Raw genomic sequence first — 11,251 nt, 5'->3', positions numbered from 1 at the left:
GGGCGCGGCCCACACCCAGCCCAAGCCCAGCGGGCCAAACAGCCACTTGTCCCCCACCCACACGGCGACGGCCGGCCGCCAGCGCGCCAGGTCGGTGGCCAGCACGCCCAGGCTCTGGCTGAGGTCGAGCACCAGCGCCGCACCGGCGTCGTGCGCGCGCGCGGCGATCCGATCCAGGTCCAGCAGCGCACCGTCGTCCCAGCGAACCTGCGGCAGCGCCACGACGCGCACGCCGTCGTGCTGTTGCAGCGCGTTGAGCACGGCCTGGGTCCAGTCCATGCCGGGCGCGCGCTGTACGCCGATCAAGCGCGCGCCCGTTTCTTCACAGCGCTGCTGCCAGGGCAACAGGTTGGATGGAAACTGCCCGTCGAGCACCAGTACGCCGTCGCCCGCGCCCAGCGGCAGGTTGCGCGCTGCCGTTGCCAGGCCGTAGGACGCCGAAGGAATGCAGGCCAGCGCGTCGGCGTCGCCGTCGAACAGTTGCGCCACCTGCGCACGCAGCCGCTCGGTCGATTCGGCTGGCGATGCCGTGGCCGGCTCCCAGGGCGACCAGCCCGCCTCCAGTGCGGCCGCGCCGGCGGCATGCACCGTTCGCAATCGCGGCGCCTGCGCGGCGCAGTTGAGGTAGACGATGTCGCCCGTGGGCATGAAGGCCTCGGCCGCGCGCGCCAGGTCGGCCAGTGGCGCCGCGTGCGCCGCGCCTGCGGAGGAATGCTGCGGACTCATGGCCGCACTTTAGCGGAAACGCAAATGGCGCGGCCCGCGCGGCATGGACGCCGTGCTCACCCATGGTTCACATGCGGGGGTTATCCTCGAGCCGATGCATGCCAACTCGTCCGCCACCGCAGCCCAAAGCGACCTGACGGCCTCCGCTATCCCACTGGCCGCGCGCTATGGCGCGGTCCGCAGGCAAAGCCTGGCGTTGGCGCAACCGCTTTCGGCCGAGGATGCGCTGCTGCAGAGCATGCCCGACGCCAGCCCGGCGAAATGGCATCTGGCGCACACCACCTGGTTCTTCGAGCGTTTCGTGCTGGCGGCCCGGCCCGGCTATGTCCCGGTGAACGCGGCGTGGGACCTGCTGTTCAACAGCTACTACAACAGCGTCGGGCCCTTCCACGCCCGACCGGACCGCGGGCTGCTGTCGCGGCCGTCCCTGGCGCAGGTGATGGCCTATCGCGCACAGGTTGACGAGCGTATGGCCCAGCGCCTCGCTGCGGGTGACCTGGACGAAGCGGCGACGCAGGTGCTGCTGCTGGGCACGCACCACGAGCAGCAGCATCAGGAGCTGTTGCTGGCCGACATCAAGCACGCCTTCTGGAGTAATCCGCTGGGGCCGGCCTATCGCAGCGATCTCAAGCACCACCGTGGCAAGGGCAGTGAGCTGCGCTGGCTGGCGCAGCCCGAAGCCATTGTCGAGATCGGCGCCGCCGCCTGGCCGCAGTCGCCCGGGTTCGCCTACGACAACGAATCACCCCGGCACCGCGTGCTGGTGCCGGCGCATGCGCTCGCCCATCGCCCGGTCAGCAATGCGGACTACGCCGCCTTCGTGGACGAGGGTGGCTACCGCAATGCGGCCCTGTGGCTCAGCGACGGCTGGTCGCTGATCCAGTCCCAGGGCTGGCAGCGCCCGCTGTACTGGCATGACGATGGCGCCCGCGAGTTCACGCTGGCCGGCTGGCGCGAGCGCGATCCGCATGCGCCGGCGTGCCACCTGAGCTACTACGAGGCCGATGCCTTCGCGCGCTGGGCCGGTGCGCGTCTTCCCACCGAGTTCGAATGGGAGCGTGCCGCCACCGACACGCCCGTTCTGGGCAACCTGCTTTCCAGCGATGCGCTGCATCCGCAGGCGTCCGCCCGCAGCGATGGGGACCTGGGCCAGCTGTTCGGTGACGTCTGGGAATGGACGACGTCGTCCTACACCGCCTATCCGGGCTTCCGGCCGTTGCCGGGGTCGCTGGGCGAATACAACGGCAAGTTCATGAGCGGGCAGAACATCCTGCGCGGCGGCAGCTGCGTCACGCCGGCGGCCCATGTGCGCGCCAGCTATCGCAATTTCTTTCCGCCGCCGGCTCGCTGGCAGTTTTCAGGGCTGCGGCTCGCCAAGGACACGCCATGAACACCGCCACGTCACAGATCGCCATCACCGACCTGCATCCCAGCCCCGACGACATCCTGGGCGACGTGCTGACCGGCCTGGCGGGCAACCCCAAGCGGCTGCCGTCGAAATATTTCTACGACCGCCGTGGCTCCGAGCTGTTCGAGCTGATCACCCGCCAGCCCGAGTACTACCCCACGCGGGTGGAGCTGGCCCTGATTGCCGACACCGGCCGGGAGATTGCCGCCGCGGTGGGCCCGCACGCCCACGTGGTGGAATACGGCAGCGGCAGTGGCCGCAAGACCCGCCTGCTGCTGGATGCGCTGGCGGATCCGGTGGCCTACACGCCGGTCGAAATTTCCCGCAGCGCCCTGCTCGCCAGCGTGGAGCGGCTCGACCGGGAGTTCGACAAGGTCGAAGTGCTGCCGGTTTGCGCCGACTTCACCCAGCCGCTGGCGCTACCGGAGCCGGCCAACCCCGCCGAGCGCGTGCTGCTGTTCTTCCCCGGCTCCACCCTGGGCAACTTCACCCACGACGAGTCCGTGCGCCTGCTCGGGGCCATGCGCGAAACCATGGGCGAACACGGCAGCGCGCTGATCGGCATCGACCTGCAGAAGTCACCCGATCTGATCGTGGCCGCCTACAACGACGCCGCCGGCGTCACCGCCGAGTTCACCCTGAACCTGCTGGCGCGGCTGAACCGCGAGGTGGGCAGCGACTTCGATCTTGATGGATTCGCACACCGCGCCGTTTACGAGCCCGCCGTTGGCCGCATTGAAACCTTCCTCGACAGCCTGTCCGACCAGACGGTGCGGGTGCAGGGCCGGCCGTTCGCGTTCACCGCAGGCGAAGCCATGCAGGTCGAATACAGCCACAAGTACACCGACGCCATCTTCGATGGGCTGGCGGCGCGCGCCGGCCTCAAGGTGACTCGACGCTGGAACGACCCGCGCGACTGGTTCGGGCTGCGCCTGCTGCAGCGCATCTAGGCGCCACGCCGCGCCTCAACCCTGCACGCGGCGGCTCAGCGTCAGTATCTGCTTGAACAGGTCGGCCACGCCGTCGGCGGGCAGGCCTTCGTGTTCGGCCCAGTCGCGGCGCTGCGCCAGCAGCGTGCTTTCCCGGCCCGGGTCCAGCACCGGCGCGCCGGTGGCGCGTTTGGCGGCTCCGGCGCGCGTGCTCAGCTCGGAGCGGCGGCGCAGCAGCGCAATCAGCTCGCGGTCGAGTTCGTCGATGTGTTCGCGCGCTTCCAGCAGGGCCGGCGACGTCTGGGCAAGCGCGGCGGGCCCGGGATCGGGCAGCTTGCCCGCGCTGGCGGGTGCGTCGGCAAGGCGCCGGTCAATCAGCGTCAGCGTCTCGATGAACTGCTGGCGGGTGGCGGCGGCGTAGGGGTTCTGGTTCTGGATGGCGTTGAACAGATGGCCCGCGTCGGCGCGCACCGCGGCGATGGACGCCGCCAGCGCCGCGAAGCTGGGTGGCGCCCAGCGCAGGTCATTGCCCACGCCCAGGTCCACCAGCCCGCGGGCGATGAAGAACGCCATCGCATGCGTGAGCGCCATCGACCGGTCGTGGCTGGACGGGTCCTGGTCGGCCACTTCGCTGCCGATGGATTCAAACAGCTGCCGCGCCAGATGCGCCGTGCCCGGATGGCTGGCGCTGGCGCACACCACGGTCCGCAACGGCTCGGCGCGGGCGATGCTGAGCGGCCCGAACAGCGGATGGCTGCCGGCATGCCCGATGGCGTCGCCCAGGATGTCGTGCATCAGCAGGCAGGGCGCTTCCTTGACGCTGCACACGTCGATCACCTGGTGGTGCGCCTGCAGCCTGGGGCGCAGGTCGCGCAGCACCGATTCGAAGGCGTCCAGCGGCACGCAGACCACGATCAGGTCCGACGCCGAGACCAGCGCGTCCAGGTCCGGTGCCGCATGGCCTGCGGGCACGGCGGCATTGGCGTCCCACGCGCTCCAGGCGTAGCCGTGTTCACCGAGCAGGGCGGCAAACGCCGCGCCGAAGCGGCCGTGGCCCAGCAGGCCGATCTTGGGGAGCGCGTTCATGGCGGGGGCGGCCTGGGCGGGGGGCGATGTGCTGATCGTAATCGTTCCGCGCCATCGGTCATTGATTCCGATCATGCCCGGCGACCGTCCCGACGGGTCGACCCGACGCCAACGTGGGCACCCGCGGTGCCCGGATAGGCCGACTTCACGGCCGCAGACCGAGCCACTGCCCTATGCTTTGCCGACCCTGGCGTACGGAACCCGCAATGAGCCTGAGCGAAGCCCTCACCGCAAGCGCGCTGCGCACCACGCTGCGCCTGCTGCTCAAGCCGGCGCTGTCGCCGCGATGGACGGTGCCGCGCCAGCGCGCGTGGCTGGAGAAGCTCTCGGCACTGGCGCGCTTGCCGCGCGGCGTGGTGTGCCGCGATGAGGACCTCGCGGGCATCCGCGCACAGCGCTGGCAGGATGCGCGCGGCCAGCCGTGCCGGGAGGGCCGAGTGCTGTTCCTGCACGGCGGCGCGTACTGCGTCGGCTCGCCGCGCACGCACCGCGCGCTGGCGGCATGGCTGGCGCGCGACAGTGGCCTGCCCGTGGTGGTGCCTGATTACCGGTTGGCGCCGGAGCATCCGTTCCCCGCTGCGCTGGACGATGCGCTGGCGGTTTACGACGCGCTGATCGCCCAGGGCCCCGTGGTGATCGCCGGTGATTCGGCCGGCGGCGGCCTCGCGCTGGCCTTGGCGGTGCAGGTGCGCGACAGCGGGCGTCCGGTGCCGGCGGGCGTGGCGCTGCTGTCGCCGTGGGTGGACCTGCGGCCCGGACAGCAGCCGGCCGACGTTCCCGGCGAGGCCATGCTCAGCGCCGACTGGATGCAGGCCTGTGCCGGCCACTATGCCGGCACGGCCACCGACGACCCGCGGGTGTCGCCGCTGTTGGCCGACCTGCGCGGGCTGCCGCCCGTGCTGGTGCAATGCGGCACCGACGAATTGCTGCATGTGCAATCGCGGGCCCTGGCCGACGCGCTCACCGCCGCCGGCGTCCAGACCACGCTGGACGTGGTGCCGCACCGCTGGCACGTCTTCCAGCTGCATGCGGGCCAGCTTCCCAGCGCGAACGCGGCGGTGTCGCGCATCGCGCGCTTTGCGCTGAAGTCCCTGGACGCGATCGCCGCGCCGCGCCACGCGGTGCACGACGTGGTGATCCTGGGCGCCGGCATGTCCGGGCTGTGCATGGCGATGCAGCTGCAGAAAGCCGGCCGGCATGATTTCGTGATGCTGGAACAGCAGCCCGGCCTGGGCGGCACGTGGTGGGACAACACCTACCCCGGCGCCCAGGTGGACGTGCCCGCGCCCGCGTACGCGTTTTCGTTCGCGCCCAATGCGCGCTGGAGCCAGCGCTTCGCCAACGCGCCGGAGATCCAGGCCTACCAGCAGGCGCTGGCGCAGCAGCAGGGGCTGTTCGCTCGCCTTCGCCTGGGCGCGCGGCTGAGCGAAGCGCGCTTCGACGAAGCCACGGGCCTGTGGCATTTCCGCACCGCGCGCGGCGACACGCTGGTGTCGCGCTTTTTCGTCTGCAGCACCGGCCCGCTGAGCCAGCCCCGCTGGCCCGACATCCCGGGCCTGGACGATTTCCAGGGCCTGCGCCTGCACTCGGCGCGCTGGGACCACGACAAGAAGCTCGCCGGCCTGCGCGTGGGCGTCATCGGCACCGGGTCCACCGCGGTGCAGCTGATTCCGCCGATTGCCCGCGAGGCCGCGCAGCTGCACGTATTCCAGCGCACCGCCAACTGGGTGCTGCCGCGGCTGGAGCGCAAGTACCGCTGGTTCGACCGCCTGCTGGCGACGTTCCCGCCCTATGCCGTGGCGGTGCGCGCGGCGTGGGTACAGTTCCTGGAGCTGGGCCGGCGCGGCTTCGACGAAGGCACCTTCATGCGCTGGATGATGCTGAAGCTGGCCGCGCGCCAGCGCCGGCAGGGCATCGCCGACCCGGGGCTGCGGGCAACGCTCACGCCCGACTATCCGCTGGGCTGCAAGCGCATCATCTATTCGAACGACTACTACCCCGCGCTGTCGCAGCCCAACGTGGCCCTGGTTACGGCGCCCATCGCGCGCATCACCGCCAACGGCATCGTCACGGCCGACGGCACCGAGCGCGGCATCGACGCGCTGGTGTGCGCCACGGGCTTCGACACCGTGCACCTGCTGCAGTCGCTGGCCATCCATGGCCGCGGCGGCCGCACGCTGTCGGAGGCCTGGCGCGACGGACCCGATGCTTTCCACGGCATCAGCGTGGCCGGCTTTCCCAACCTGTTCCTGATGCTGGGCCCCAACACCGCCACCGGCCACACGTCCACGCTGCTGTTCATCGAACCGGCGGCCGACCATGCCATTGCCTGCATGCGTGAAGTGGAGCGCGGCGGCCACCGCGCCATCGAAGTGCGCGCCGACGTGCAGCAGACCCACAACGCCGACCTGCAGCAGCGCCTGGGCGGCTCGGTGTGGGCACAGTGCCGCAGCTGGTACCGCATGGACGGCGGCAAGGTGATCGCCATCTTCCCGGGCTTCGTGAACGAGTACGTGCGGGCGGTGCGTGAGCCGCGGTTCGCGGACTACGTGCTGCACCCCGGCGCGTGGCCGCCGGCGGGCTGAAGCCGGCGCGTGGAACCGTCACACGGCGCAGGTAGCGTGGGCCGATGAAGATGCCCTCGCCACGTCGCCTCCTGTTCATTACCCTGGCCATCGCGCTGGGCGCCTGTGCGCCGCCGCCGCGCGCTACGCTGGCGTCCATGCCCGCCTCCTCACAAACGCCCGCCTTGCCCCACCCGTGGCTTATCGCCCACCGCGGCGCCAGCGCGCATCGGCCCGAGCACACGCTGGCGGCGTACGCCCTGGCCATCGAACAGGGCGCCGATGCCATCGAGCCCGACCTGGTCATGACCCGCGACGGCGTGCTGGTGGCCCGGCACGAGAACGAACTCTCCGACACCACCGACGTGGCGCAGCGCCCTGAATTCGCCCCGCGCCGCACCCGCAAGCCGGTGGACGGCAGGTGGACCGAAGGCTGGTTCAGCGAAGACTTCAGCCTGGCCGAGCTCAAGACCCTGCGCGCGCGCGAACGCCTGCCGCAGCTGCGCTCCACGCAGTGGGACGGCCAGTTCGAAGTGGCCACGTTCGCGGAGATCGTCGAACTGGTGGCCACACGTTCGGCGGCGCTGGGCCGGCCCATCGGCCTGGTGCCCGAGATCAAGCACCCCAGCCACTTCGCCGCGCTGGGCCTGGCGATGGAACAGCCGCTGATCGACGCGCTGGCCGCGCACGATTACACGCGCCGCGCCCCGGTGCTCATCCAGTCGTTCGAAACCGCGAACCTGCGCGAGCTGCGCCGGCAGCTGCCGCGCGGCGGCCCTGTCCGCCTGCTGCAGCTGCTGGGTTCGCCCGCGGAGCGACCCCACGACGCCGTCCTGGCGGGTGCACCGACCACCTACGCGCAGCTGGCCACGCCGGAAGGATTGCGCGACATCGCCACCTACGCCGACGCCATCGGCCCGGCGTATCGCACGCTGCAGCTGCAGCCGCGCGAGGGCGGCGGCCATCGCAGTGCGCTGGTCGAGGCCGCACACGCCGCGGGGCTGCAGGTCATCGTCTATACCTTCCGGCCGGAGAATTACTTCCTTGAGGATGGCTTCCGCACCGCCCTCGGCCCGGCGGCGCGCAACGACGAAGGCGCCGTGCGGGAAATGCAGGCCTACGTGTCAGCCGGCGTGGACGGCGTGTTCGCCGACGATCCCGCGCTGGCCCGGCGCGCACTGGGCGGCAACTGATCGGGGCGCGCTATTGAGTGGGCGGGATCGACTGCAGCTGCTGCATCGCGGCCTGGCCCTCGCCGTAGGGCGCGCCCTGGGGCGTCTTCGGCGCCCCGGCGGCTTCTTTGGCCGACGCGGGTTCGGCCTGGGCCAGGTCGAACTCGGATAATGGACTCTCGGCGGGGCAGTCGGCGTCGGGGAAGCCGAAGTTTCCGCGCAGGGCGAGGCCGCAGGCGTTGAGTTCGTCCAGCTCGCTGTCGTCTTCGCGGCATTGGCGGTCGAAGGCGCGGGCGAAGGCGTCGCGGCGGGACACGAAGTCGTCGCCGCACTCACGCTGCAGGCGCAGGCGGTCCAGGTCGTCCTGCGCGGGGTTGACGCCATCCAGGCCAAACCGCAGCAGCTCGTCATCGGAAAGCATGCGCAGGCTGCGGTTGGGCACCGCCATCATCAGGTCGGCCACGTCCACGCTGGAACCATTGCGCTCGAGGTAGTCGCGCACGCGGCCGTGCACCAGCCGCAGCTCGGCGTTGAGTTCGGCGCGCGTAGTGGCCGTGGAGCTCATGCGGATCAGGCGATGGATGCCCACGTTGCCGGCGATCCGCCGCACGTCGCCGGCGCTGAGCAGGAAGACGCAGGCGCTGTGGCAGATCGATTCCTCGCGCACCCAGATGGTCCAGCGGGATTCGGCGATGAAGTCGCCGGCGCGAATCGCGTCTTCCACCATGCCGCCGGCGGAGTCCAGGTCCAGCACGCGCTTGCGGATGCCCAGCGCGTCGGCGACGCGCGTGACGCGCTCGACCAGCGCCACGAAATCGGCGGTGATGCGGCCCCGGTAGCGCAGCCGCAGCACGCCGCGTTCGGTGCAGGTGCCCATCAGCTCGTCCAGCGTTTCGCGGTCCAGCGCCGGCACGGGCGCGCCATCGCCATGGCTGGAATAGTCCAGGTCGCAGCTGAGCCAGGCCAGGCCGGACTGCAGCGACACCGGCGACCAGTCGGGCACCGCCGGGGCGGCGGTTTTCTTGTTGGTGGCCACCGGCGGCGGCTCGGGCGGGGCGGGCGCCATCGGCCCCACGCTGACGGCACCGTCGGCTTCGGCCACGGCCTCCACTTCGGGCGCGGGCAGGGCCGCTCCGCGCTGCGCCTCGCGCTGGCAAGCGGTTGATACCAGCAGCGTGGCCAGGACCAGCAGCAGTCTGAAAGCGGCGGGCGCCGTGCGGGAAATCATGGGCAAACCCTAGCACCGCGGGGCTGAACCGGCGGGAAGCGCGAGGGCGGTTGCCGGCAACCCCGGCGCTGCCTTTCAGGGACGGCCCGGCGTGGCCGCGTCCGGGCCGGGCGTCCACATCCCGCGTGCACACCATCCCGGGCAAACTAGATCCAGTTAACTGCCCATTGCCCGCCATGCGCCTGAACGCCGATTTCACCCAACGCGTCGTGATCCGCCCTGACGACACCCCTTGGCAGCCCTCGCCGTCGCCCGGCGTCGCGCGGCGGATGCTTGACCGGGTCGGCGACGAGGCCGCGCGCGCCACCAGCTTCGTGCGCTATGCGCCCGGCTCGGTGTTCCCGGTGCACGAGCATCCCGACGGCGAGGAAATCCTGGTGCTGGACGGGGTGTTCACCGATGAACGCGGCGACCACGGCCCCGGCACCTACCTGCGCAACCCCGACGGCAGCCGGCACGGTCCGCGCAGCGCCGGCGGCTGCACGCTGTTCGTGAAGCTGCGGCAGTTCCAGCCCGGCGACGATGCGTCGGTGCTGATCGACACGCAGGCCGGCGAGTGGCGGCCCGGCCTGGTGCCCGGCCTGCGCGTGATGCCGCTGCATTCGCGCGGCGCCCAACACACCGCGCTGGTGGACTGGGCCCCGGGCACGGTGTTCCAGCCGCACACGCACTGGGGCGGCGAAGAGATCCTGGTGCTCAGCGGCCAGTTCGAGGACGAACACGGGGTGTACCCCGCCGGCAGCTGGCTGCGCAGCCCGCACGGTTCGCGGCACGCGCCCAGCGCACCGCAGGGCGCACGCATCCTGGTCAAGACCGGGCACCTGGACGAAGACTTCCTGCAGCGGTGGGCGGCATGAAGAAGGCCATCGGCGCCGCCATTTTCTACGCCCGCTTCGCGCGGCCGTTCTCGCGGCTGGGTTTCCGCCGGCGCGTGGGCGACGCCGGGCTGGACGCAGATTTCAGCGGCCAGCGCTGGGTGGTCAGCGGCGCCACGGGCGGCATCGGCCGCGCCATTGCCCTGGGCGCGGCGGCGCGCGGCGCCACCGTGCTGGCGCTGGGCCGCGACCCGGGCAAGCTGGCCGCGCTGGCCGCCGAAGCCAAGGGCCCCGGCATGATCCAGCCGGTGCCGGTGGACCTGTCGCTGATGCGCGAGGTGGCACGCGTCGCCGACGAAATCGCTGCGGCCGGCCCGGTGGACGTGCTGGTGCACAACGTCGGTGTGATGTGCCACGAGTACCGCCAGACCGCCGAAGGCCTGGAGCTGGGCTTCGCCACCAACCTGCTGGGCCACTGGGTGCTCGACCAGGGCCTGCGCCGCGGCGGCGCGCTCACTTCCGGCAGCGCCATCATTTCGATGAGTTCGGGTGGCATGTACGGCGCCGCGCTCGATCCCGGCGCACTGCAGGCCACCGGCGCCGCCAGCCACGACGGCTTCACCGCCTACGCGCAGCACAAGCGCGCCCAGGTGGAGCTGACGCATTACTGGAACAGCCTCGGCCCCGGCCAGCCGCGCGCGTGGGTGATGCATCCGGGCTGGGTGGATACCGACGGCGTGCGCAGCGCGCTGCCGGGCTTCCGCAAGGTGTTCAAGGCCGTGCTGCGCACCGCGCAGGACGGGGCCGACACGGCGCTGTGGCTGGCCGCCGCGCGCCCCGAGACCGGCGAAGGCATCTGGCTCGACCGGCATCGCGATTCAGAGCATGCGTTCGCGTTTACCCGGGCGGGGGCAGCGGCGCCTGCGTTGGTGGAATACCTGGATCGCATGCGCGCCTGACAGCGCGCGCACCTCCGCCTTTTCGCGGGAGTGTGCGCTTTGAACCGGTGACGTGGGCAGCGGCCCACCCGCGGCAAGATCCTGCACGGCGGCTGACTTGGATGCCGGGACCGCGCCGGAACCGGCTTGAACGGCGCGCGCTTTCCAGACACGATCGGCGCACCCGAAGCGCTGGAGTCGATGTTGCGAGACCTGCGCTTGAAGCTGATCGCGGCCGCCAGCGTGGCGCTGCTGCACGTCGGGGTTTACCAACTGCTGAGCCATTCCGGCGGCGCCCCGCGGCGCCCCGGGCCCGCGGCCGCGGGGTTGGGGGGGGGGTTTAATGTTGGTGGGCGGCCCCCCGGCGTGGCGCCGCCCCCCCCGC

The 11,251-nt window shown here is 71.4% G+C and carries 10 protein-coding genes; 7 read left to right on the top strand and 3 right to left on the bottom strand.

The window, feature by feature from the left end:
• Window positions 1-726: aminotransferase class V-fold PLP-dependent enzyme (locus K0M70_RS06945; RefSeq protein ID WP_290780936.1), on the bottom strand; the 726-nt coding region annotated here is incomplete at its 3' end.
• Window positions 727-820: 94 nt separating this feature from the next.
• On the opposite strand from K0M70_RS06945, the gene egtB reads away from it, so the two are divergent.
• Both egtB and egtD read left to right on the top strand, forming a co-directional pair.
• Entirely contained in the window at window positions 821-2,116 is a 1,296-nt protein-coding gene (egtB, locus tag K0M70_RS06940) for an ergothioneine biosynthesis protein EgtB (protein WP_290780940.1), read from the top strand.
• The gene (egtD, locus tag K0M70_RS06935; RefSeq protein ID WP_290780934.1) at window positions 2,113-3,084 is read left to right on the top strand and encodes an L-histidine N(alpha)-methyltransferase; all 972 of its coding nucleotides are present in this window, start codon (window positions 2,113-2,115) and stop codon (window positions 3,082-3,084) included. The genes egtB and egtD overlap by 4 nt, the downstream gene beginning before the upstream one ends.
• Window positions 3,085-3,099: 15 nt before the next feature.
• Here egtD and K0M70_RS06930 read toward each other — a convergent pair whose 3' ends face one another.
• Window positions 3,100-4,149: a prephenate dehydrogenase/arogenate dehydrogenase family protein gene (locus tag K0M70_RS06930; protein ID WP_290780932.1), complete on the bottom strand. Its 1,050-nt coding sequence runs from the start codon at window positions 4,147-4,149 to the stop codon at window positions 3,100-3,102.
• Between the two features lie 206 nt (window positions 4,150-4,355).
• Here K0M70_RS06930 and K0M70_RS06925 point away from each other — a divergent pair, with 206 nt between their 5' ends.
• Window positions 4,356-6,734, top strand: coding sequence for an alpha/beta hydrolase fold domain-containing protein (locus K0M70_RS06925; protein WP_290780930.1), 2,379 nt, complete (start codon window positions 4,356-4,358; stop codon window positions 6,732-6,734).
• A 137-nt stretch (window positions 6,735-6,871) separates the two neighbouring features.
• A complete protein-coding gene (locus K0M70_RS06920) occupies window positions 6,872-7,906 on the top strand; it encodes a glycerophosphodiester phosphodiesterase (protein WP_290780938.1) in 1,035 nt (344 codons plus the stop codon).
• Window positions 7,907-7,916: 10 nt separating this feature from the next.
• Here the strand turns inward: K0M70_RS06920 and K0M70_RS06915 are convergent, their stop codons facing one another.
• On the bottom strand, window positions 7,917-9,113 hold the full coding sequence (locus K0M70_RS06915) for a hypothetical protein (RefSeq protein WP_290780928.1): 1,197 nt from the start codon (window positions 9,111-9,113) through the stop codon (window positions 7,917-7,919).
• 176 nt (window positions 9,114-9,289) lie between these two features.
• Between K0M70_RS06915 and K0M70_RS06910 the strand changes: the two genes are divergently transcribed.
• The 3 genes from K0M70_RS06910 to K0M70_RS06900 all read left to right on the top strand — a co-directional run.
• Window positions 9,290-9,970 (top strand): cupin domain-containing protein, encoded by a 681-nt coding sequence (locus K0M70_RS06910; protein ID WP_290780926.1) that lies wholly within the window; start codon window positions 9,290-9,292, stop codon window positions 9,968-9,970.
• Window positions 9,967-10,887, top strand: coding sequence for an SDR family NAD(P)-dependent oxidoreductase (locus K0M70_RS06905; protein WP_290780924.1), 921 nt, complete (start codon window positions 9,967-9,969; stop codon window positions 10,885-10,887). The genes K0M70_RS06910 and K0M70_RS06905 overlap by 4 nt, the downstream gene beginning before the upstream one ends.
• A gap of 126 nt (window positions 10,888-11,013) precedes the next feature.
• Window positions 11,014-11,251: hypothetical protein (locus K0M70_RS06900; RefSeq protein ID WP_290780922.1), on the top strand; the 238-nt coding region annotated here is incomplete at its 3' end.

Source organism: Arenimonas sp., from assembly GCF_019459675.1.
GTDB lineage: Bacteria > Pseudomonadota > Gammaproteobacteria > Xanthomonadales > Xanthomonadaceae > Arenimonas.
This window is presented reverse-complemented; position numbering and strand designations above follow the sequence as displayed.